This window comes from Sphaerisporangium rhizosphaerae, from assembly GCF_042665155.1.
Taxonomy (GTDB): domain Bacteria; phylum Actinomycetota; class Actinomycetes; order Streptosporangiales; family Streptosporangiaceae; genus Sphaerisporangium; species Sphaerisporangium rhizosphaerae.
Genome location: NZ_JBHTCG010000007.1, coordinates 231,555 through 253,369, shown reverse-complemented (window position 1 = coordinate 253,369; position 21,815 = coordinate 231,555). Strand labels below are relative to the sequence as shown.

Here is a 21,815-nt window from a genome sequence, read left to right as displayed (position 1 = left end):
GAGCCGATGCACAAGGATCTGCTGCGCCTGGCACGCACCGAGCCGGCGGTCCGCCCGCACCTGATGGTGTGCCTGGCGGCGGCCGTCCTGGCCGGACTGCTCGTCCTGGCGCAGGCCGAGCTGCTGTCGGGTGTGCTCTCAGGCGCGTTCACCACGGCGGCCCTGCTCCCGCTGGCGGCCGTGGTCGTGGTGCGCGCGCTGCTGGGCGGCCTGCAGGGCGTCACGGCGGGGCGCACCGCGACCGCGCTGAAGTCGGTGCTGCGGCGCGGGCTGCTGGCGCGGCTGCGCGACCTCGGGCCGGGCGGGCTCAGCGCCCGCCGGTCCGGCGAGCTGGTCACCCTGGCCGGACGAGGGCTGGACGCGCTGGACCCCTACGTCACCGGCTACCTGCCCGCGGTCGCCGTCGCCGGGGTCGTGCCGGTCGCCGTGCTGGTGCGGCTCTTCGCGGCCGACCTCGGCACCGCCGTCATCGTCCTGCTCACGCTGCCGCTGATCCCGGTCTTCGGGGCGCTGGTCGGGTGGCAGACCAAGGCGGTCACCGAGCGGCAGTGGCGGGCGCTGTCGCGCCTCGGCGGTCACTTCCTCGACGTGGTGCGCGGCCTGCCGACGCTGCGCGCGTTCGGGCGCGCCCAGTACCAGGCCACGGTGGTCCGGCAGGTCGCCGACGCCCACCGTTCGGCCACCATGCGCACCCTGCGGGTCGCCTTCCTGTCCTCCCTGGTGCTGGAGCTGGTCGCCTCGCTGTCCCTCGCGCTCGTCGCCGTCCCGGTCGGCCTGCGGCTGCTGTCGGGGTCGCTGGACCTGCGCACCGCCCTGCTGGTGCTGCTGCTCGCTCCCGAGGCCTACATCCCGCTTCGCATGATGGGCACCAGGTTCCACGCCGCCATGGAGGGGGTCGCCGCGGCCGACGACGCCTTCGCCGTCCTGGAGCGGACCACCTCCGGCACCCTCGACCCGCCCACACCCGCCCCCGTCGCCGCGATGCCGGCCGGTGTGCCGGAGATCAGGCTGGAGAACGTCACCGTCCGCTACCCGGGGCGCCAGGACGCCGCGCTCGACGGCGTGTCGCTGACCGTCGCCCCCGGCGAACGCGTGGCGCTGGTCGGCGAGAGCGGCGCCGGCAAGAGCACCCTGCTCCACCTGCTGCTCGGCTTCGTCACCCCCTCCGAGGGCCGCGTGCTGGTCGACGGGGTGGAACTTTCCGCCGTGGACGCCGGCCGGTGGCGCCGCCGCCTGGCGTTCGTGCCGCAGCGCCCCCACCTGTTCGCCGCCTCCGTCGCCGACAACATCCGGCTCGGGTCCGACGCCTCCGACCAGCAGGTCCACGCCGCGGCGTCGGCCGCGCGGGCGGCGGAGTTCGCACAGGCGCTCCCCGAGGGGTACGCCACCGTCGTCGGCGAGCGCGGGGCCGACCTGTCGGCGGGCCAGCGGCAGCGCGTGGCGCTGGCGCGCGCGTTCTGCCGCCCGGACGCGCAGGTGCTGCTGCTGGACGAGCCGACCGCGCGCCTGGACGGCAGGAGCGAGGCCGCCATCGTGGCGGCCACCCGGACGCTGGCCGAGGGCCGCACCGCGGTCATCGTCGCCCACCGGCCCGCGATGATCGAGCTGGCCGACCGCGTCGTCCGCGTGGCCGACGGCAAGATCGTCTCCGACCGCCCGGCGGTCACGAGGCCGGCAGCGGTCGTAGGGGCCGCAGTGCCGGGGCCGGACAGCGAGGGCGGAACGACGCTGGGAGGCGGACGATGACCAGCGGCACGCCGGCCGGGCCGGCCGCCGGCCAGAACGCGCCGGCCCCCAGGCGGCACCTCCTGTCCGGGATGGGCGGGCGCGCGCTGACCGCCGTCGCCGCGGGCGCCGCGGCCGAGCTGGCGTCGCTGGCGCTCATCGGCTGCGCCGCCTGGCTGATCACCCGGGCCGCCGAGCGGCCGTCCCTGGCCGCCCTCAGCGTGGCGATCGTCGGGGTGCGGGCCTTCGCGACCAGCCGGGGCGTGTTCCGGTACGCCGAGCGCCTGGCCGGGCACGACGTGGCGCTGCGCGCGCAGGCCACGACCCGGGAGCGGCTGTACCGGGCGCTCATCCCGGCCCGCCCGCCCGGCCACCGGGGCGCCGACCTGCTGAGCCGCATGGTCGACGACACCGACGCCGTCCAGGACCTGCTGGTCCGCTGCCTGCTGCCGGCCCTCGCCGCCCTGGTGACGGCCGTCGCCGCGGTGACGCTGGGGGCCTTCCTGCTGCCCGCCGCCGCGCTGGTCCTGCTCGCGGGCCTGCTGCTCGCCGGTGTGCTGCTGCCCGCCGGGACGGCCGCCGCCGCCCGCCGGTGGTCGGCGCGCCTGGCGCCCGCCCGGGCCGACCTGGCGGCCCGGGTCGCCGACCTGGTGCACGGCGCCGCCGACCTCGCCGCCTACCGGGCCGCCGTCCGGGCGCTGGCGTCCGCCGCCGAGGCCGACGCGCGGCTCGCGGCGCTGGAGCGGCGGCAGAGCCGGGCGAACGCCGCGGCCCTGATGGCCGGCATCCTCGTTCAGGGCCTCACGGTGGCCGCCGTGGTGCTGACCGCCCAGCGGGCCCAGCTTGGGACGGTGGCGACGGCCGTGCTGGCGCTGACGGCCCTGGTGTCGTTCGAGCCGGTCCTGCCGCTGGCCGCGGCGGGCGAGCGGTTCGCCGGGGTGAGCGCGGCGTTGCGCCGGCTGCGGGAGGTCCAGGTCGTCCCGGCCGCCGTGCCCGAGCCGGCCACGCCCGCTCCCGCGCCGCGAGGCCCGCTGACCGTCGAGGTGGCGGACCTGGTGGTCCGCCACGCGCCCGGCCGCCCCGCCGCGCTGGACGGCGTCGGTCTCACGCTGACCCCCGGCAAGCGGGTGGCCGTGGTGGGGCCGAGCGGGGCGGGCAAGAGCACGCTGCTGTCCGCGCTCATGCGCACCACCGGCTTCGAGTCGGGGAGCATCCGCCTCAACGGCGCCGACGTCCGCGCGTTCTGCACCGACGACGTCCGCTCCCTGATCACCGGGCTGACGCAGGATCCCTACGTCTTCCGTGCGACGCTGCGCGACAACCTGCGGCTGGCCGGTCCGGACGCCGGTGACGACGAGCTGGCCGGGGCGGTGCGCCGGGCGCGGCTGGACGCCTGGGTCGAGCGCACCGGCTGGGAGGTGACGCTGGGCGAGGACGGGCGCACGGTCTCCGGCGGCCAGCTCCAGCGGCTCGCCCTGGCGCGCGCGCTGCTGCACGACCCGGAGGTCCTGCTGCTCGACGAGCCCGCCGAGGCGCTGGACGGCGCCACCGCCGACGCCCTGATGGCCGACCTGCTCGACGCCACCCACGGCCGCACGACGCTGCTGGTCACCCACCGCCTGCACGGCCTGGAGGGCGTGGACGAGATCGTCGTCCTGGAGTCCGGCCGCGTGACCCAGCGCGGCCGCCACGAGGAACTGATCTCCGCCCCCGGCTACTACCACGACCTGTGGCACTCCGAGGCCCTCACCACGCCCTCCGCCTGACCGCCCACCCGCCCGATCCGGCCGTTTGATGCCGAAACGCGGGGCAGTGGTTTACATCGCAAACCTGTTTGGTTTATAGTTCAAACCAGTTTGCAGTGCGGTGTGAGGAGAGGGTCATGCGGGCAGGTGAGGCCGAGGACGCCGAGGGTGAGCGTGCGCTCAGTCCGGAGGAGATGCTGGGCATCATCGAGGACCAGCGGGCGGCGGCGGCCCGGCATTTCGCCGGTCCGCTGCCTGCCTTCTACATCTTGTGGGGGCTGGTCTGGCTGATCGGTTACGGCGCCCTGTTCGTGCGCTACGGGGTGTCGGGGCGGCCGCAGGGGCCGCTCTCGCTGGGCGTGGCGCTGACCATCCTGTTCGGCACGATGGCCCTGGCCCTGGTCATCACCGGGTACGCCGGGTGGCGGCAGGGCAGCCAGGTGCGCGGCGCCTCGCAGGCGCGGGGCGCCATGTACGGCCTGAGCTGGTTCTTCGGCTACATGCTCGTCGGGGCGCTGTGCGGCCACTTCGGCAGGCTCCTCCCCGAGGCCGAGCGCACCCTGCTCTGGTGCAGCGTCTCGATGCTGGTCGTCGGCCTGCTGTTCATGGCCGGAGGGGCCGTGTGGGGGGTGCGCCAGATGTTCGCCGTGGGCGTCTGGGTCACCGTGGTGAACGTCGCCGGCGTGGTCGCCGGCCCCGGGCTGCACGCGCTGTTCTCCGCCGTGGGCGTGGGCGGCGTCTTCATCGCCATGGGCGTGGGCATCCACCTGCGCACCCGCCTGCGGCCGGGCAGGGCATGAGCCCGTCCGCCGGGCTCCCCGAGCTCGACCCCGTCATCCACGCCCAGGCGCGCCTGCGCGTCGTCACCGCGCTGTCCACCCTGGCCGAGGGCGACCAGATCAGCTTCCCCGGCCTGAAGGACATCCTCGGCATGACCGCCGGCAACCTGTCGGTCCACCTCAGCAAGCTCGAGAGCGCCGGATACGTCGAGATCGGCAAGACCCACCGGGGGCGCACCCCGGTGACGTACGTGGCGCTCACCCGGCGGGGGCGGCTGGCCTTCGACGACTACACCGCCGCCATCCGGGCGCTGCTCGACATGGCCGGCGCCCAGCCGGCCCCGGCGCGCGCGCCGGAGATCCGCGCGGCCGGCGGCGAGACGGCGCCTTCGGCGCCATCCGGTACAGACCAGAAAGAGACGGGGCAGGAACCATGACCGAGACGCTCGCTCGCCTCCAGGAGGTCACCCGCCGGTACGGCGAGGTGACCGCGCTCGACACCACATCGCTGGAGATCCGGGAGGGGGAGCTCATCGGCCTGCTCGGCCCGAACGGCGCCGGCAAGTCGACCCTGGTCAACCTGCTGGCCGGGCTGCGGCGGCCGTCCTCGGGCTCGGTCAGCCTGTTCGGCGGCCCGCCCGGCGACCCGGCCCGCCGCCGCCTGCTCGGCATGACCCCGCAGGAGACCGGGCTCCCGCCCACCCTGCGCGTGCGCGAGTGCGTGGACTTCGTCGCGGCCCACTTCCCCTCGCGGGCCGACCGCGACGAGCTTCTCGAGCGCTTCGGACTCACCGGCATGCGCGACCGGCAGATCGGGGGCCTGTCGGGCGGGCAGAAGAGGCGGATCGCGGTCGCCCTGGCGTTCGCCGGGCGGCCGCGGCTCGTCCTGCTCGACGAGCCCACCACGGGGCTGGACGTCGAGGCCCGCCGCGCGCTGTGGGAGGCCGTGCGCGCCTTCCACGCCGATGGAGGCACCGTGCTGCTGACCAGCCACTACCTGGAGGAGATCGAGGCGCTGGCCCAGCGGGTCGTCGTCCTTGGCAAGGGCCGGGTGCTCGCCGACGACAGCCTCGCGGCGGTGCGCGGCATGGTCGGCGTCCGCCGGGTCAGCCTGACCGCCGCCCACCTGCCCGAGCTACCGGGCGTCCTGCGCGCGGAGACCGACGGCGACCGGACGCACCTGGTCACCGCCGACGCCGACCGGCTGGTCCGCGAGCTGGTCGGGTCGGGCGTGCCCTTCTCGGGCCTGGAGATCCGGGCCACCACGCTCGAGGAGGCGTTCCTGGCGATCACCGCCCGGGACGACGCGCCCGCCGCCGCCTGAGCTCCCCGCTGACAGCCCCTGCCCGCCCCCCCGAGGGAGAGTCCTGTGTCGCTCGTCGTCACGCACGTGAAGTACCAGTTCCTCGAGACCATCCGCATCCCCATCGCGGTGATCGGCAACACCTTCTTCCCCTCCGCCTCGATGCTGTTCTTCGTGGTCCCCTTCGCCGGCGGCGACCCGGTCGCCGCGACGTTCGCCACCGGCTCGATGATGACGTTCGCGGTCATGGGGACCTGCCTGTTCTCCTACGGCGTCGGCGTCGCCGAGGACCGCGCGCAGCCCTGGGACCCCTACCTGCGCACGCTGCCCGCCGGCGCCGGGCCGAGGTTCGCCGGCCGGCTGCTCAACGGCCTGGCGTTCCTGGCACTGGCGCTGCTGCCGGTGGTCCTGATCGCCGCGCTGCTCACCGAGGCGACGGTGACGCCCCTCGGCGCGCTGCTGGGCCTCGGCGCGCTGGCCGTCGCCGCCGTCCCGTTCACCATGCTGGGCCTGCTGATCGGTTACGCGCTTCCGTCGAAGGCGGCGATCGCCGTCGCGCAGGTCGTGTTCCTGCCGATGGCGTTCGGCAGCGGGCTGCTCACCGGCCCGGGGCGGGCTCCGGGCTTCATCGAGGCCATCGCCCCCTACCTGCCGGCGCGCGGCGCGGTGGAGCTGGTGTGGGCCGCGACGGGGGACTTCACCCCGCACGCCCTCGCGCTGGTGATGATGGCGGTGTGGACGGTGGTCGCGGGCGGCCTGGCCGCCTGGGCCTACCGCCGCGACGAGGGCCGCAGGTTCTCCTGAGCTCCCACGCCCCCTGCTCCCCCGGTGCTCAAGCCCCTCTGAGGCCGACACTCCCCGGGCGCCGGAGAGCCACTGAGGCCCGCCTCCCTGGACACCGGAGAGCCCCTGAGGCCCGCGACCTGCTCGGTCGCGGGCCTCAGGGGAAGGGCGGACGCGCCGCCGGGCCCGCAGCGTACCCGGTGGCGCGTCCGGTCCTGGAGACGGTCAGCTCGTCACGGTCTTCTCGGTGAGGGTGACGGTGGCCGTGGAGGTGGCGCCGCCCCGCAGGTACGTCACCTCGACCTTGGTGCCGGGCTGGAAGCCGCGCACCGCGCCGACCACCGTCTCGGCCCCGGACACCTGCGTCTGGCCGATCTTGGTGATCACGTCGCCGGCCTTGAGCCCCGCCCGCTCGGCCGGGCTGCCCTCCTGCACCGACCCGACGACGGCGCCGGGGGTGTCGCCGGTGGCGTCGGCCAGGGTGACCCCGAGGTAGGCGTGGCTGACCTTGCCGGTCTTGATCAGCTGGTCGGCGACCTGGCGGGCGGTGTTGATGGGGATGGCGAAGCCCACGCCGATGTTGCCCTCGCCGCCGTTGGTCGCGATGGCGCTGTTGACGCCGACCACCTGGCCGGAGGCGTTCACCAGGGCGCCGCCCGAGTTGCCGGGGTTGATCGCGGCGTCGGTCTGGATGGCCCCGCCGATCGTCGTGCCGGAGCTCTGCGGCTGACCGGGTTGCTGCTGGCCGGGCTGCTGCTGGCCGAACCCGCCGTCGCCCCAGCCGGGCGGGAGCTGCGGGCGCTGCTGCTGGGACTCGCCGCCGACGGTCAGCGTACGGTCCAGCGCGCTCACGATGCCGGCGGTCACCGAGCCCTCCAGGCCCAGCGGGCTGCCGATGGCCAGGACGGCGTCGCCGACCCTCAGCTTGTCGCTGTCGCCGAGAGTGGCCTTGGTCAGCCCGGACACGTCCTTCGCCCGCACCACGGCGAGGTCGGTGGCCGGGTCGGTGCCGACGACGTCGGCCGAGGCGACCTTGCCGTCGCTGAACTTCACCTGGAGCTTGGCGTCCTGCCCGGCTCCGGCGACCACGTGGTTGTTGGTGAGGATCAGGCCGTCCTCGGACAGGACCACCCCTGAGCCCTCGGCCTGGCCGGCGCCGCTGGTCACGGTGATGGAGACCACGGAGGGCTGCACGGCCCGCGCCACGTCGGCGACCGTCGCGGCGGCGGTGTTGGACGCCGGGCGGACGATCGGGCTGGAGATCACGGGCCGGGTCCCGGCGGCGGCCGTGGCGACGAAGGCCCCCGCGGCCCCGCCTCCGATCGCCACCGCGGCCAGGGCGAGGCCCGCCACCGCCTTGCGACCGGTGGTCCACCACCCGCCCGCCGGGCCACCGGCCGGCACGGCGCCCGCCGCGAAGGGCGGCAACTGCTGGGTGTCACCGGCCGGCCCGCCCGATGCGCTCCAATGGTGCCGGAAGCCGCCCGCCTGGGGCGCGGTCCGGCCGAACTGCGTCCAGCCCCGCGCACCCGGCGCCTCCACCGGGGTGGTCTCGCTGGTCGTCTGCTCACGCGGGTCTTCGGTGCTCATCTCTTCCCCCAAGGTCGTCCGCATGCGCCGCTATTCGGCGGCGGCCGGTTGAGGACCGGTAAATCAATGATGGCGCACCGGCGATAAGAACGTCCTAAGCCCTGACTGAAGGTCTGCTGAACGTCGCCTGGAGGTTGTCACCGGCGGCGGCACGGCGGTCGCCGACCGGCGGAGCGACCTGCGGAAATGGCGCTGAGCTGCATTATCGCCGTCCCGACTGCGGCGGAAATGTAAGGCCGGGATAAGGAGAAAGGGGGCCCGGTGAATTACCGTGGGCGCCGCGCTCCCGACGAGGTCTCCCGTCGCACCGGCTTTTCCCGCGAGTGCCGGGTGATCATGCGGGTAGGTTTCCCCCGCGACGGTTCGCACACCGTCGTGAAACGCTTTCCGGGGGTATCGATATGCGACATAAACTGATATTGGCCGTGGTGATGTCCGGGCTGCTGACGGTGGCCGCACCCGCCTTCGCCGGTGACGGGGACGGTGACGGTGACGACGACGCGCTGGACTGGCTGTGGCAGCAGCAGGTCGAGCACCCGTCCCAGTTCGTCACCGCTCCGGACGTCACCGGGCAGCCGCACACGATCGGGTTCGCGGACATCGACGGGCACGCCGTCACCGAGGGCGACATCATCATCGGCACGCCCGCCGACGCCTCCGCCGGGAAGATCCAGTTGCCGGGCGTCTTCCCCGGGACCGGCCGTCTCACCCCGCCCCCACCGGGAGAGCGGGGGCCGGGAGAGCCGGTGACGGGCGCGCAGGACCCGCCCCGGGTCATGCCCGGCTCACCTCCCGCCGCGCCTGCTCCACCTCCGACCAGGCCGGCCCCACCTCCGGCCGCGCCGGCCCCACCTCCCGCCGCGCCGGCTTCACCACCGGCCGCGACTGCTTCATCTCCGACCGGATCGGCCTCACCTGCGGCCAGGCCGGCCTCGCCACCGGCCGCGCCGGGGCCGCCGTCCGGGCGGCCGGCGCGTCTCGCCGCCTGCCCCGGGTCCTCGGCGGGCGCGGGCACCACCCAGGCGGGCGCGCTGTGGCCCGACCGGAGGGTGCCCTACGTCCTGTCCCCCGCGCTGACGCCCGGGGCGCGCGAGGCGGTCGTCCAGGCGATGAAGGATTTCCACGACAACACCTGCGTGCGTTTCGTCCCGCGCACCGACGAGGCGGGATATCTGAACGTCATCTCCGGCAAGGGCTGCTATTCGTACGTGGGACGCATCGGCGGGCAGCCGCAGGACGTCTCGATCGGCGCGGGGTGCGAGCGCAAGGGCGTCGCCATTCACGAGTTGCTGCACGCCATCGGCTTCTACCACGAACATTCGCGCTCCGACCGGGACTCCGCGGTGACCGTCCATCTGGAGAACGTGCTGAAAGGGTACGAGCCCCAGTTCCAGAAGCTGGCGCCCGAACAGAACCGGCTGTTCGGAACGCTCGACTACGGGTCGGTGATGCTGTACGGCAGGAACTTCTTCAGCGCCAACGGGCTGGACACCCTGGTCCCGCTCGTGCCGGTGCCGATCGGTCAGCGGGAGGGCTTCAGCCGGGCCGACCTGACGGCCGTGCGCTCGCTCTACGACTGCCCGCCGGCCGTCGCGAAGCCTCCGGCGCCACCCGGGGAGCCGCCCGTGAAGCCCGGTGAACCGCCCGTGAAGCCGGAGCCGCCCGTCAAGCCGGAACCGCCCGTGTCGCCCGGCGGACCATCCGTGAAACCCGAGCCTTCCGCGAAGCCGGAACCGCCCGCGAAGCCCGGACCGCCGGCGCACCTGGGGTCACCCGTGATGCCGCAACCGGCCGCGGGGCTCCCGGCGCTCGCGCCCTGACCGGCGCGAGCGGGCGACCGGGCGGGATCAGCCGGCGGACGGCCAGTACTCGTCGCGCAGCAGGCGCTTGTAGAGCTTCCCCGTGGGATGGCGGGGAAGCTCCGGCCGGAAGTCCACAGATCGGGGGCACTTGTAGTGGGCGAGACGGTCGCGGCAGTACGCGATGAGCTCGGCCGCGAGGGCAGGCCCGGCCTCGGCCGGATCGGCGGCCTGGACGACGGCCTTCACCGCCTCGCCCATCTCCTCGTCGGGAACCCCGAAGACCGCCACGTCGGCCACCTTCGGGTGCAGGGACAGCACGTTCTCCGCCTCCTGCGGGTACACGTTGACCCCACCAGAGATGATCATGTACGAGCGGCGGTCGGTGAGGTACAGGAAGCCGTCCTGGTCCAGGTAGCCGATGTCGCCGAGCGTCGTCCACCCCCGGCCCTTCGGGTCGCCGGCCGCGCGCGTCTTCTCCGGGTCGCCGTGGTACTCGAACCGCGGCCCGTCGGAGAAGTACACGGTGCCGTGCTCGCCGGCCGGCAGCTCCTCGCCGTCCTCGTCGCAGATGTGGACGACGCCGAGCAGCGGGCGCCCCACGGTGCCCTTGTGGGCGAGCCAGTCCTCGGGACCCACGTACAGGAAGCCGTTGCCCTCGGTGCCCGCGTAGTACTCGTGGACGACCGGCCCCCACCAGTCGATCATCTGCTCCTTGACCGGGACCGGGCACGGCGCGGCCGCGTGGATGGCGCAGGTCAGCGAGGACAGGTCGTACTTGCGGCGTACGGCCTCGGGGAGCTTGAGCATCTTGATGAACATGGTCGGCACCCACTGGGAGTGGGTGACGCGGTACTTCTCGATCAGCGCCAGCGCCTGCTCGGGGTCGAACCTCTCCATCACCACGACGGTCGCGCCGATGCGCTGGAAGGCCATGCAGTAGCGCAGGGGCGCGGCATGGTAGAGCGGAGCCGGCGACAGGTACACCGCGTCGGCCGACGGGTCGAACAGCAGCCGGACCAACCCCACCAGCGCGCCGGGAGCCTCGAGCGGCGCGCGGCTCAACGGCGGCTTGACGCCCTTGGGACGGCCGGTGGTGCCCGAGGAGTAGAGCATGTCCGCCCCCTGGCACTCGTCCTCGACGGGAAGCGGCGGGTGCTCGGCCACGGCCCGCTCGTAGGAGGCGAAGCCGGGGGCGACGCCGTCCATCATCAGCCTGAGCCGGACCTTCGGCGTGCGCTCGGTGACCGAGGTGGCGACGCCGGCGAGCGCCGCCGAGGAGATGAAGACCTCGGCCTGGCAGTTGTCCAGGATGTAGGCCAGTTCGTCGGGCTGCAGACGGGGGCTGATGGCCGTGTAGTACAGCCCGGAGCGGTGCGCCGCCCATGCCACCACCAGGAACAGCGGGTGGTTCTCCAGCATGAGGGCGATGTGCTGCCCGGGTCGCAGCCCGGCCGACCGGAACAGCCGCGCCAGCCGGTTGGACTCCTCGTCCAGTTCGCAGTAGGTCACCACCCGCCCGGAGCCCGCCATGATCACGGCAGGTTTGTCGGGCGTCTCGGCCGCGACCGCTCCCGGGTACATAAAACCGAACCGTACTCGGTTATCCCGCCACGGAAAAGCACCCGCTGATCGGCGCGGCGCCGGCCCGCCGGGCACGGGAGGTCTCCGCGCGACTTTGCCCGGCTTGGAGGACGAGGGGACTTCCTGGCGTGTCCGCGACGTTCTCGTAGCCGATAGCCGACCTACTGCTGGGTAGCGTGATCGATAGGTTGACACCCGACCACGGAAGGACCACGGCCATGGTCGACAAGTGGGAAGTCAAGCGCGGACTGGCCGACGCGCTCAATGATCACGACGTGAACCGGATGCTCGAACTCTTCACCGAGGACGCCGTCTTGGTCTCCCCCGTAGGAGTGGCGGAGGGACACGAGCAGATCGCGTGGGTCTACGAGCAGTTCTTCCAGGGATTTCCGGACCTCCACCTGTCGGTGTGGTTCGAGGCCACCAGCACCGACAGACCCATGATGGTCGAATGGACGGGGACCGGCACGCACACCGGACCGTTCCTGCTGCCCGACGGGCGGGAGCTGGAGCCGACCGGCCGCCGCATCACTCTGCGGGGCACCTGCGCCTCGTTCGTCGAGGACGGCAAGATCGTCACGCACCGGGAGTACTTCGACCAGTTGGAGCTGTACACCCAGCTCGGCCTGCACCTGTCGACCGACGACCCGGCCGGCGCGTAGCCCCCCACAGGGAACTCACCCGACGCGGTGCCCGGTTCCCTCGCCCCGGCCATGCCGTCCCGGGCCTGCGGTCAGGCGGCGGTGCGGTACGGGTCGCGCAGTGGCTCGACGCGGGCGGCGAAGTCCGCCTTGATCCGCTCCATGCGGGGGCCGGGAGCGTAGAAGCGTCCCTTGGTCTCGCCATAGGGGGTGAGCCAGTCGCGTGCGGCCAGCTCACGAAGGTCCCGGGCGGCCTGGCCCTGGCTGAGCGACTCCTCGGCCTGGTAGGTGCCGCGTCGCAGCCGCCTGCTCACGAAGACCTGGTACAGCGCGGAGACGCAGCGGGTGTGCAGGCCCTCCTTGTCGACCTGCTCCTCGAGAAGCGTCCACACCTCCCCCGCCTCGGCCAGCCGGCGCCGCACCCGCTGCGCCTGCATGTGATGCGCGCGCAGGCAGAACCGCACCCAGGGCAGGGTCTCGCCGTGCGGGCTCCAATGATCGCGCCCGACGTCCCTGAGGGCGTCGTAGTAGTCGTAGGTGGTGCGTCCCTCGCCCAGCCATTCCTCGATGGAGCAGAACTCCGGCGTGGTGATCTGGTCGCGGCCGAGCACCAGGGTCTGCAGGGCCCTGGACATGCGCCCGTTGCCGTCCCTCCAGGGGTGGATGCGCACCAGGTTGAGGTGCGCCATGGCGGCCCGGACGTAGGCCGGCTCCCCGAGGTCTCCGGCGTTGAGCCACTCGACCAGCTCGTCCAGCAGCCCGGGGACGTCCTCGGCGTCCGGGCCCTCGTACACCACCTGGCCGGTGGCGGAGTCGCGGACGTAGATGCCGCCCGGCCGTACGACGCCGGGGGTCTTGTCGTGGTGGTGGCCGATCATCATGAAGTTCAGCGCGTGCAGCAGGCCCTTGTCGTAGCCGAACGAGCGGGCCATCGACAACCGCCGGACATAGGTGAGCGCCTGCTTGTAGCCGGCGATCTCGCTCGCGACCGCCTGCGAGGTCTCCAGCGGCTCCTCCCCCAGCATGATGGACTCGATGTCCTCCACGCTGGCCCGGTAGCCCTCGATGGAGTTGGACCCCTGGATGGCACGCGCCTGGAGCTGGCGCCGGAGCTGCCCGTCCCAGCGGTGCGGCTCGGCCAGGCGGTACTTCAGGTCGCGGCGCATGTCCTCGATCTCGCCGAGCACGGCCTTGTCGGCCGGCTCCAGCTCAGGGGTTCGGTAGATCACCCCTTCATAACAGCATGGACGAATCATCCGGTCAAGCGACCGAATGATTCGTCCAGAAATGTCCCTGCGCTTCGGCCAGGGTGTGCACCGGGCCGGTGACGGCCCGGTGCACACCGCGGCGAGGACCGGGCCGTGCCGAGGTCAGACGGCGGCGGTCTCGGCCACCGTGGCCGGGGTCAGCGCGATGGCCAGCACCTCCCGCACGTCGCTCACCGCGTGGACGGTCAGCTCGTTGCGGACCTCCTCGGGCACGTCGTCCAGGTCGGGCTCGTTGCGCGCCGGGATGAGCACCGTGGTGATGCCCGCCCGGTGGGCGGCGAGCAGCTTCTGCTTGACGCCGCCGATCGGCAGCACCCGGCCGGTCAGCGAGACCTCGCCGGTCATCGCCACGTCCGAGCGCACCGGGCGGCCCGACAGCAGCGAGGCCAGGGCGGTGGTCATCGTGACGCCCGCCGACGGGCCGTCCTTCGGGATCGCGCCCGCCGGGACGTGGATGTGCACCGACCGGTCCTTCAGCGACCCGACCGGCAGCTCCATCTCGGCGCCGCGCGAACGCAGGTAGGACAGGGCGATCTGCGCCGACTCCTTCATCACCTCGCCGAGTTGGCCGGTGAGCGTGACGGCCGTGGAGCCGGTCTCGGGGTCGGCCAGCGACGCCTCGACGTACAGCACGTCGCCGCCGGCGCCGGTCACCGCGAGCCCGGTCGCGACGCCCGCCACGGCCGTGCGCTGCGCCGACTCCGGCAGCGAGGACTCCGGCACGTGCCGCGGCCTGCCGAGGTAGCCGACCAGGTCGCCGGCCCCGACGTGCACCGGCAGCGCCGCCTGCTCCAAGGCCGCGTTGGCCGTCACCTTGCGCAGCACCCGGGCGATCGCCCGCTCCAGCGAGCGGACGCCGGCCTCCCGGGTGTACTCGCCGGCGAGCCTGCGCAGCGCCTCCTCCTCGACGGTGACCTCCGAGGAGGTCAGACCGGCCTTGTCGAGCTGGCGGGGCAGCAGGTGGTCGCGGGCGATCGCGACCTTCTCGTCCTCGGTGTAGCCGTCGAGGGTCACGATCTCCATGCGGTCGAGCAGCGGGCCGGGCACCGCCTCAAGGACGTTGGCGGTGGCCAGGAACAGCACGTCGGACAGGTCGAGCTCGACCTCCAGGTAGTGGTCGCGGAAGGTGTGGTTCTGCGCCGGGTCCAGCACCTCCAGCAGCGCCGCCGTCGGGTCGCCCCGGTAGTCGGCCCCGACCTTGTCCACCTCGTCCAGCAGGACGACGGGGTTCATGCTTCCGGCCTCGCGGATCGCCCGCACGATGCGGCCGGGCAGCGCGCCGACGTAGGTGCGCCGGTGGCCGCGGATCTCGGCCTCGTCGCGGACGCCGCCGAGGGCGACGCGGACGAACTTACGACCCATGGCGCGGGCGACCGACTCGCCGAGAGAGGTCTTGCCGACTCCGGGAGGGCCGGCCAGCGCCAGGACGGCGCCGCTGCGGCGGCCGCCCACCACGCCGAGCCCCTGGTCGGCGCGCCGCTTGCGGACGGCGAGGTACTCGATGATGCGGTCCTTGACGTCGTCGAGGCCGGTGTGGTCGGCGTCGAGCACCGCCCGCGCGGCGGTGATGTCGTAGGAGTCCTCGGTGCGCTCGTTCCACGGGATGTCGAGCACGGTGTCCAGCCAGGTGCGGATCCAGCCGGTCTCGGGCGACTGGTCGGAGGTGCGCTCGAGCTTGTCGACCTCCTTGAGCGCGGCCTCGCGGACCTTCTCCGGCAGCTCGGCGGCCTCGACGCGGGCGCGGTAGTCCTCCTCCTCGGAGGCGGCGTCCCCGTTCAGCTCGGCGAGCTCCTTGCGGACGGCGGCGAGCTGCTGGCGCAGCAGGAACTCGCGCTGCTGCTTCTCCATGCCCTCCTGGACGTCCTTGCGGATCGTCTCGGCGACGTCCAGCTCGGCCAGGTGCTCGCGGGCCCACTCGACCAGCCGGGCCAGCCGCTCGGCCGGGTCGGCGTTCTCCAGCAGCTCGACCTTCTGGGGCGTGGTGAGCCACGGCGCGTACCCGGAGCTGTCGGCCAGGACCGAGGCGTCCTCGATCTGGTTGATGGCGTCGACGATCTGCCAGGCGCCGCGCTTCTGCATGATCGTGGTGGCCAGGGCCTTGTACTCCTTGGCCGCCTCCTCGGCGCGGCCGTCGGCGGGGACGGTCTCCATGCGGGTCGACTCCACCCACAGGGCCGCGCCGGGGCCGGTCGTGCCCGAGCCCATGCGCACCCGCTCGACACCGCGGACGACGGCGGCGGGCTCGCCGCCGGGAAGCCTTCCGATCTGCTCGACGACCGCCGAGACGCCGACGGCGCCGTACTTGCCGTCGATGCGCGGAACAAGCAGCACGCGCGGCTTGCTCTGCTGGGAGGTGGCCCGCGCGGCGTCGATGGCGGCGCGCACCTCGGCGTCCGACAGGTCGAGGGGAACGACCATGCCGGGCAGGACGACCTCGTCGTCCAGCGGAAGCACCGGGAGGATCAAGCTCTCACTCATGCGAACTCCAAGGGTTGAGTTACATCGACTCAATTAATGAGAGCCCGAGATTGTTCCCATGTCTGCGCTTGTTCGCTTGCAGCGATCGTAATTCTGTAATCGGCGACGTCGGCCGCGTCCCTCGCCCGCCGTCCACCGGCGCCGCCAGCCTGTCGCATGCGAAGCGTCATCGCAGTTCACAGCACATGACGAGCCCTGACTCCGACATGAACGACCGTCGGCGGCAACCCCGTGACCCTCACCGCCGGTGCCCGATCACCCCTCGAGGGGGACGGCGAGCCAATGCGCGATCTAGGCGGGCCACCGCCCGCGCGTGGACCCCGGCCGGCGGTCAGTCGCCGGGACGCACCAGGCCGGTCTCGTAGGCGAAGACGATGGCCTGGGCACGGTCGCGCAGACCCAGCTTGGCCAGGACGCGGCCGACGTGCGTCTTCACCGTCTGCTCCGACACCACCAGCCGCCCGGCGATCTCCCCGTTGGACAGGCCCTGGGCCATCAGCGCCAGCACTTCGGTCTCGCGTCCGGTCAACTCGGCCAGCCGTTTCACGGTCGGGGCCCGCGGCCCGCCGAGCCGGGCGAACTCGGCGATCAGCCGCCTGGTGACCGACGGGGCCAGCAGGGCCTCCCCTGCGGCGACCACCCGCACGGCCTCGACGAGCTGCTGCGCGGAGGCGTCCTTGAGCAGGAAGCCGCTCGCCCCCGTCCGCAGCGCCTCGTAGACGTAGTCGTCCAGGTCGAAGGTCGTCAGGATCAGGACCTTGGTGGCGGTGCCCGCGAGGATGCGGCGCGTCGCCTCCAGCCCGTCCATCACCGGCATGCGGACGTCCATCAGCACCACGTCCGGCGCCAGCTCGGCCGCCCGCGTCACCGCCTCCTGACCGTTGACGGCCTCCGCGACGACCTCGATGTCGGGCTGGGTGCCGAGGAAGGTGGTGAAGCCGGTGCGGACCATGCCCTGGTCGTCGGCGATCAGGACACGGATCACGATTCCTCCGGCGCGGCGGGTTCGGCGGCGAGCGGCAGGGTGGCCGTCACAGAGAACCCGCCGTCCGCCATGGGCGCGGCTTCCAGGGTGCCACCCAGAAGAGCCGCGCGCTCGCGCATCCCCGTGATCCCCTGGCCCGGTCCGTCCGAGGTGGCGGCCGGAGGCGCGTCGGCGGGGCCGTTGGTGACGCTCAGCCTCAGCTCGGCGGCCGTCCGCTCGATCTCGGCTCGCACCGGCGACCCGGGCGCGTGCCGCATCGCGTTGCTCAGCGACTCCTGCAGGATCCGGTACGCCGACAGGCCGACTGCGGCCGGCAGGTCGAGAGGGCCGGACACCTCCGTCGTGACGGCGAGCCCAGCAGCCCGGACATTGCCGATCAGGTCCTCCAGCCGGTCCAGCCCCGGTTGCGGCGCCGTCTCCCGGCGGCCGTCCGCACCACGCAGGACGCCCAGCACCTGGCGCATCTCGGCGAGCGCCGCCAGCGACAGCACCCTGATCTCGGCCAGCCCCGCCTCCAGGGCCACGACCTCGCCCTGGGCCCGCAGCGGCACGGCCTCCGCCTGGATCGCGATCACGGACATGTGGTGGGCGACGATGTCGTGCAGCTCGCGGGCGATGCGCGTGCGCTCCTCCAGCACGCTGCGCGCCGCCCGCTGCTCCTCGCCGTGCCGCCGCTCCTCCTCCAGCCGGCCGGTCGCCCGCCTGCGTGCCCGGACGTTCTGGCCGAACAGCAGGGCCACCGTCACCAGGACCGTGGCAAGGAACATCGAGTTCGGATGGATGATCCACGCACCCACCACCGAGACGATCCAGACCCCGATCACGACGTTGCGATCAGCGCGCACGGCGATCGAGTACGCGCAGAGCAGATAGGTGATCGCCTGAGCCGCCACGTAGGGCATCACGCCGTCACCGTGGCCGGCGGCGCCGCCCATCGCGCCGTCGAGGATGCGCGGGTTGACCAGGCCGCCCACCACCGCTGCCATCGCCGAGATCCGCCACGCCGCCACCGGCCAGCGCTCGCGCAGAGCGACCGGCACCGCGTAGGCGGCGGCGAGCACGATCAAGACGGGCCCATCGGGGGAGAAGTGGGACGCCACCGCCTCCGTCTCCAGGTACGACACGCCAGTGCCGAGCAGGATGAAGGCCAGCACCAGGTCGGCGACGAGGACGAGGTCGACGGTGGCGAACGGCGCCCACCGCGCCCACGCCGGCACGGCGAGCCGCAGCCACCGCGACCGCGACCGCGGGCCCGCGGGCTCCGCCGTCCCGGTGACCAGCGCCGCGGTCAGCGGCGAGGCCGACCGGACGAGCCCGGACCAGGCGCGCGAGATCACCGCCCCAGCGTACGAGCCATGCCCTCGCCCGGCGTCACCCCCAGGGGTGATCTCTCCGCCTCACCCCGTGGTGCCACCGCACCGCACGGCCGTGTACCAGGGCGGGAGCGGAGAAGACCACACCTGCCGGGGACGCGGGTCAGCGATCGCGATTCCTAGCTTGCTGCCGTGTCCGCGGCGAGCGCGCCGCGGACCGGACAGGAGGCTCCCCCATGGCCACGAGCGCTTTCGCAGCGATCTCCCTCACCGGCGCACTCGGCGTCCTCATCCTGCTCACCCCCACTCCCGACGATCGTAGGGTCACGGTCTTCGGCGACCTGGCGACGGCGGACCGGGTCGCCGTCATCGTGCCCGGCGCCGACGTCACGCGGGCCACCTTCGACGGTGGGCGGCGCAAGGCGTACAGCACGCCGGGCGGCGCCGCGCGCGCCCTGGTCGCGCAGGTGCGGGCCCTGGACCCGGCGGCCCGGCCGGCGGTGATCGCCTGGCTCGGGTACGACAGCCCGCGGGCCGTCAGTCTCGCGGCGGCCACCGACGCGGTCGCCGAGGAGGGCGCCGGAGAACTGCGCCGCGCCGTCGCCCGCGTCCGCTCGATCACCTCCGCTCCGGTGACGCTGTTGTGCCACAGCTACGGCTCGGTGGTCTGCGCGAAGGCCCTGCCCGGACTGCCCGTGGCCGACGTGGCCGTTTTCGGCAGCCCCGGCCTCGGTGTCAGCCGGGCGCGGGATCTCGGCGCCCGGGCCCGGTTGTGGGCGGGCCGCGGCGGTGACGACTGGATGCGCTTCGTCCCCCCGGTGCGCATCGGGCATCTCGGTTTCGGCGCCGACCCGGCGCGCCCCTCATTCGGCGCGCTGCTCTTCGCGGCCGGAACGGCCGGGCACAGCGACTACTTCCAGCCGGGTGGCGTGTCCCTGCGGAACCTGGCGTTGATCACGCTCGGCCGCGCCTCCGAAGTGAGCGCGCCATGACGCGGCGGGCGGGGACCCTGCCCGGAGCACGCGTGACGGTTCCGGTGCGGCGGGCGTGGGACCGGCTCGCCGGGCGGATCGAGGCGGGCACGCCGGCCACGCGCGATCGGGGAGCCGACGCGCTGCGCGCCCTGGCGATCTTCGGAGTGATGGCGGGGCATTGGCTCGTGACCGCCTGGGTGGTGGACGATCTCGGGCACCTCCGGGTCACCAGCCCGCTCTCCGCCATGCCCGGTCTGGTTCCGCTGTCGTGGGTGCTCCAGACGCTGGCCGTGTTCTTCTTCGTGGGCGGGTACGCGGCGGCGCGCAGCCTCGGCCGGGAGCCGGGCGGGGCGTGGGTCCGCCCCCGCCTGCGCCGCCTGCTCGTCCCGGCAGGGCCGCTGCTCGCGGTGTGGGCCGGACTGCTGGTCCTGCTCGCGGCTGCCGGCGTGCCGCCGGGGTCGCTGCGCTCCCTGGCCGTCCCGGCCCTCGGCCCGTTGTGGTTCCTCGGCGTGTACGGCCTGCTCACCGCGGTCACTCCGTTGCTGGTCCGGGTGCCGCCCGTCCACGCGGCCGTCGCGGCGGTCGTGCTGGTCCTGGTCACGGACGTGATCCGCTTCGGCCTGGGCGGCCCCGCGTGGCCGGCCTGGACCAACGTGCTCGCCGGCTGGCTCGTCCCGTACGCCCTCGGTCTCGCCCGCGGGGCCGGTGACGCGCCGCGGCTCGGTGGAGGATGGGGAGCGGCGGCGATGCTGGCGGGCGGGGCGGCGGGGACGGTGATCCTGGTCACCGGCTTCGGTTACCCGGCGAGCATGGTCGGAGTCACCGGGGCGCGGGTGTCCAACCTCAGCCCGCCCACCCTGGCCGCGGTGTGCTTCGGGATCGCCCAGGTGGGCCTGGTCATGCTACTGCACCGGCCGCTGACCTCCCTCATGCGGCGTCCACGCGTGTGGGCGGCGGCCGTCCTGGTCAACCTGTCGGCGATGACGGTCTTCCTGTGGCACCAGACGGCGCTGGCCGTGGTCCTGCTGGCCGCGCTGCCGTCCGGCCCGGCCGTCCCCGGCCTCCTTGGCGCGCCTGACTCACCCGTATGGCTGCTTGAGCGGGTGTCCTGGCTGCCGCTGCCCGCCGTCCTCGTCGCTCTCCTCTGCGCACTGCCCCCGCACCGGGACCGGCGTGCGCGACACCAGCGCACCACCTCGGCCTCTGGCATGGGCGGGGCCGGGCAAGACGGGATGTTCGGAGCACACTGAAGGTCAGAGCATGATGGACGGCATGGAAAAGGGTGGAATCCGGCTCAAATCCCCAAGTGGCCGGTGGGTTCTGTTCGCCACCGTGCTGGGTTCGGGAATGGCCTTCCTCGACGGCACGGTGGTCAACGTCGCGCTTCCCCGGCTCGGCAACGACCTCGGCGCGTCGATCTCCGGCCTCCAGTGGACGGTGAACGCCTACACCCTCACCCTGGCCGGGCTGATCCTGCTCGGCGGCTCCCTCGGCGACCGGTACGGCAGGCGCAAGATCTTCGTCATCGGCGTCGTCTGGTTCGCGCTGGCCTCCGCGCTGTGCGGGCTGGCGCCCAACATCCAGACGCTGGTGCTGGCCCGCGGCCTCCAGGGCATCGGCGGGGCGCTCCTCACCCCGGGCTCACTGGCCATCATCCAGTCGTCCTTCGCCCGCGACGACCGCCCGCGCGCCGTCGGCGCCTGGTCGGGCCTGGGCGGCGTCGCCGGCGCGGTCGGCCCCCTGCTCGGCGGGTGGCTGGTGGAGACGGCGGGCTGGCGCTGGGTCTTCCTGATCAACCTGCCGCTGGCCGCGCTGACGGTGGCCGTCGCGGCGCGGCACGTGCCCGAGACCCGCGACGACGCGATGGACGGCCGCTTCGACATCCTGGGCGCCATGCTCGCCGCGCTGGCCCTGGCCGGGATCACCTACGGGCTGATCGAGCGCGGGACGGCCATCCCGCTGCTGTCGGCGCTGGCCGGCGTCGCGCTGGGCGCCGCCTTCGTCGTGCTGGAGATCCGCCGTTCGCGGGCCGGGGCGGCGGTGTCGGCGCTGGTGCCGGTCCGCGTGTTCGCCTCCCGCGAGTTCACCGCCGTCAACGTGGTCACGCTCATCATGTACGCGGCGATGGGCGTGGTGTTCTTCCTGCTGGTCGTCGAACTCCAGGTCGCCGCCGGGTTCTCGCCGCTTGCCTCCGGGTCGGCGATGCTCCCGGTCATGCTGCTGATGCTCGTTCTGTCCCCCCGCGCGGGCGACCTGGCCAAGCGCATCGGGCCCAGGCTGCCGATGACGGTGGGCATCCTGCTCTGCACGGGCGGGCTGGTCCTGATGAGCCGCATCGGGCCGGGCGCCTCCTACCTGCTGGACGTGCTGCCGCCGGTCGTGCTGTTCGGCCTCGGCACCTCCTCGGCGGTCGCGCCGCTGACCGCGACCGTGCTGGCCACGGCCGAGGAGCGGTTCGCGGGCGTGGCCAGCGGCGTCAACAACGCGGTGGCGCGCACCGGCGGCCTGCTGGCCGTCGCGGCCATCCCCCCGCTGGTCGGGCTGACCGGCGCCGCCTACACCTCGGCGACCGCCTTCACCTCGGGGTTCCGCACCGCGATCCTGATCAGCGCCGCGATGATGGCCTGCGCCGCCGTGCTGACCTTCCTCACCATCCGGACCAACGTGCTGCGAGCCCCCGACCGCAAGGCCGCGTGCAACCTCGACGCCCCTCCGCTGCAACCCTGCACCCCGATCGAGGAGACCCGCGACCGCCCCGCCACCCGGCCGCGGCCACGCTCGCGCTGACCGTCGGCGGCGCCGCAGCCGTCGAGGCCCGGACGCGGCCTCGACGCGTGGGGCGCCGACA

17 protein-coding genes are annotated in these 21,815 nt (G+C 73.6%); 11 read left to right on the top strand and 6 right to left on the bottom strand.

The genetic code is table 11. The features are described 5' to 3' along the window. Positions 1–6: 6 nt before the first annotated feature. The 6 genes from cydD (at position 7) to ACFQSB_RS13335 (ending at position 6,356) form a co-directional block, all read left to right on the top strand. Positions 7–1,746, top strand: coding sequence for a thiol reductant ABC exporter subunit CydD (gene cydD, locus ACFQSB_RS13360; protein ID WP_380826637.1), 1,740 nt, complete (start codon positions 7–9; stop codon positions 1,744–1,746). Beyond that, positions 1,743–3,491 (top strand): thiol reductant ABC exporter subunit CydC, encoded by a 1,749-nt coding sequence (gene cydC / locus ACFQSB_RS13355; RefSeq protein ID WP_380826636.1) that lies wholly within the window; start codon positions 1,743–1,745, stop codon positions 3,489–3,491. Before cydD ends, cydC begins: the two co-directional genes overlap by 4 nt. A 116-nt stretch (positions 3,492–3,607) precedes the next feature. Next, positions 3,608–4,270: a hypothetical protein gene (locus tag ACFQSB_RS13350; RefSeq protein ID WP_380826634.1), complete on the top strand. Its 663-nt coding sequence runs from the start codon at positions 3,608–3,610 to the stop codon at positions 4,268–4,270. Continuing rightward, complete coding sequence (locus ACFQSB_RS13345) at positions 4,267–4,686, top strand: winged helix-turn-helix domain-containing protein (protein WP_354836188.1); 420 nt, start codon at positions 4,267–4,269, stop codon at positions 4,684–4,686. The genes ACFQSB_RS13350 and ACFQSB_RS13345 overlap by 4 nt, the downstream gene beginning before the upstream one ends. Beyond that, positions 4,683–5,573, top strand: coding sequence for an ABC transporter ATP-binding protein (locus ACFQSB_RS13340; RefSeq protein ID WP_380826633.1), 891 nt, complete (start codon positions 4,683–4,685; stop codon positions 5,571–5,573). Before ACFQSB_RS13345 ends, ACFQSB_RS13340 begins: the two co-directional genes overlap by 4 nt. Before the next feature lie 45 nt (positions 5,574–5,618). Then, positions 5,619–6,356: an ABC transporter permease gene (locus ACFQSB_RS13335; protein ID WP_380826632.1), complete on the top strand. Its 738-nt coding sequence runs from the start codon at positions 5,619–5,621 to the stop codon at positions 6,354–6,356. Positions 6,357–6,560: 204 nt separating this feature from the next. Here ACFQSB_RS13335 and ACFQSB_RS13330 read toward each other — a convergent pair whose 3' ends face one another. After that, positions 6,561–7,925 carry a S1C family serine protease gene (locus tag ACFQSB_RS13330; protein ID WP_380826631.1) on the bottom strand — a complete coding sequence of 455 codons (1,365 nt, stop codon included), beginning with the start codon at positions 7,923–7,925 and terminating at the stop codon, positions 6,561–6,563. Between the two features lie 401 nt (positions 7,926–8,326). Between ACFQSB_RS13330 and ACFQSB_RS13325 the strand changes: the two genes are divergently transcribed. Beyond that, positions 8,327–9,745: a M12 family metallopeptidase gene (locus ACFQSB_RS13325; RefSeq protein WP_380826629.1), complete on the top strand. Its 1,419-nt coding sequence runs from the start codon at positions 8,327–8,329 to the stop codon at positions 9,743–9,745. Positions 9,746–9,772: 27 nt separating this feature from the next. On the opposite strand, the gene ACFQSB_RS13320 is transcribed toward ACFQSB_RS13325, so the two are convergent. Further along, positions 9,773–11,308 carry an acyl-CoA synthetase gene (locus ACFQSB_RS13320; protein WP_380826628.1) on the bottom strand — a complete coding sequence of 512 codons (1,536 nt, stop codon included), beginning with the start codon at positions 11,306–11,308 and terminating at the stop codon, positions 9,773–9,775. Between the two features lie 218 nt (positions 11,309–11,526). Between ACFQSB_RS13320 and ACFQSB_RS13315 the strand changes: the two genes are divergently transcribed. Next, positions 11,527–11,970, top strand: a complete 444-nt coding sequence (locus ACFQSB_RS13315) for an ester cyclase (protein WP_380826626.1) — start codon at positions 11,527–11,529, stop codon at positions 11,968–11,970. A gap of 71 nt (positions 11,971–12,041) precedes the next feature. Here ACFQSB_RS13315 and ACFQSB_RS13310 read toward each other — a convergent pair whose 3' ends face one another. The 4 genes from ACFQSB_RS13310 to ACFQSB_RS13295 all read right to left on the bottom strand — a co-directional run bounded on the left by ACFQSB_RS13310 (position 12,042) and on the right by ACFQSB_RS13295 (position 18,017). Then, positions 12,042–13,178 carry a Fic family protein gene (locus ACFQSB_RS13310; protein ID WP_380826624.1) on the bottom strand — a complete coding sequence of 379 codons (1,137 nt, stop codon included), beginning with the start codon at positions 13,176–13,178 and terminating at the stop codon, positions 12,042–12,044. Between the two features lie 141 nt (positions 13,179–13,319). Next, positions 13,320–15,695, bottom strand: coding sequence for an endopeptidase La (gene lon / locus ACFQSB_RS13305; protein ID WP_380826623.1), 2,376 nt, complete (start codon positions 15,693–15,695; stop codon positions 13,320–13,322). Positions 15,696–16,026: 331 nt separating this feature from the next. Next, positions 16,027–16,680 (bottom strand): response regulator, encoded by a 654-nt coding sequence (locus ACFQSB_RS13300; protein WP_380826621.1) that lies wholly within the window; start codon positions 16,678–16,680, stop codon positions 16,027–16,029. Then, complete coding sequence (locus ACFQSB_RS13295; RefSeq protein ID WP_380826620.1) at positions 16,677–18,017, bottom strand: sensor histidine kinase; 1,341 nt, start codon at positions 18,015–18,017, stop codon at positions 16,677–16,679. The genes ACFQSB_RS13300 and ACFQSB_RS13295 overlap by 4 nt, the downstream gene beginning before the upstream one ends. 212 nt (positions 18,018–18,229) lie before the next feature. Here ACFQSB_RS13295 and ACFQSB_RS13290 point away from each other — a divergent pair, with 212 nt between their 5' ends. From ACFQSB_RS13290 to ACFQSB_RS13280, 3 genes are read left to right on the top strand one after another with little or no spacing between them, the layout of a single operon-like run. Further along, positions 18,230–18,985 carry an alpha/beta hydrolase gene (locus tag ACFQSB_RS13290; RefSeq protein WP_380826618.1) on the top strand — a complete coding sequence of 252 codons (756 nt, stop codon included), beginning with the start codon at positions 18,230–18,232 and terminating at the stop codon, positions 18,983–18,985. A gap of 32 nt (positions 18,986–19,017) precedes the next feature. Continuing rightward, positions 19,018–20,217: an acyltransferase family protein gene (locus ACFQSB_RS13285; RefSeq protein WP_380826616.1), complete on the top strand. Its 1,200-nt coding sequence runs from the start codon at positions 19,018–19,020 to the stop codon at positions 20,215–20,217. A gap of 22 nt (positions 20,218–20,239) precedes the next feature. After that, on the top strand, positions 20,240–21,754 hold the full coding sequence (locus ACFQSB_RS13280) for an MFS transporter (protein ID WP_380826615.1): 1,515 nt from the start codon (positions 20,240–20,242) through the stop codon (positions 21,752–21,754). Positions 21,755–21,815: the final 61 nt, after the last annotated feature.

Coding starts and splice junctions, on each gene's coding strand:
- cydD (WP_380826637.1), top strand. CDS start 7: ATGCACAAGGATCTGCTGCGCCTGGCACGCACCGAGCCGGCGGTCCGC.
- cydC (WP_380826636.1), top strand. CDS start 1,743: ATGACCAGCGGCACGCCGGCCGGGCCGGCCGCCGGCCAGAACGCGCCG.
- ACFQSB_RS13350 (WP_380826634.1), top strand. CDS start 3,608: ATGCGGGCAGGTGAGGCCGAGGACGCCGAGGGTGAGCGTGCGCTCAGT.
- ACFQSB_RS13345 (WP_354836188.1), top strand. CDS start 4,267: ATGAGCCCGTCCGCCGGGCTCCCCGAGCTCGACCCCGTCATCCACGCC.
- ACFQSB_RS13340 (WP_380826633.1), top strand. CDS start 4,683: ATGACCGAGACGCTCGCTCGCCTCCAGGAGGTCACCCGCCGGTACGGC.
- ACFQSB_RS13330 (WP_380826631.1), bottom strand. CDS start 7,925: ATGAGCACCGAAGACCCGCGTGAGCAGACGACCAGCGAGACCACCCCG.
- ACFQSB_RS13325 (WP_380826629.1), top strand. CDS start 8,327: ATGCGACATAAACTGATATTGGCCGTGGTGATGTCCGGGCTGCTGACG.
- ACFQSB_RS13320 (WP_380826628.1), bottom strand. CDS start 11,308: ATGTACCCGGGAGCGGTCGCGGCCGAGACGCCCGACAAACCTGCCGTG.
- ACFQSB_RS13315 (WP_380826626.1), top strand. CDS start 11,527: ATGGTCGACAAGTGGGAAGTCAAGCGCGGACTGGCCGACGCGCTCAAT.
- lon (WP_380826623.1), bottom strand. CDS start 15,695: ATGAGTGAGAGCTTGATCCTCCCGGTGCTTCCGCTGGACGACGAGGTC.
- ACFQSB_RS13290 (WP_380826618.1), top strand. CDS start 18,230: ATGGCCACGAGCGCTTTCGCAGCGATCTCCCTCACCGGCGCACTCGGC.
- ACFQSB_RS13280 (WP_380826615.1), top strand. CDS start 20,240: ATGGAAAAGGGTGGAATCCGGCTCAAATCCCCAAGTGGCCGGTGGGTT.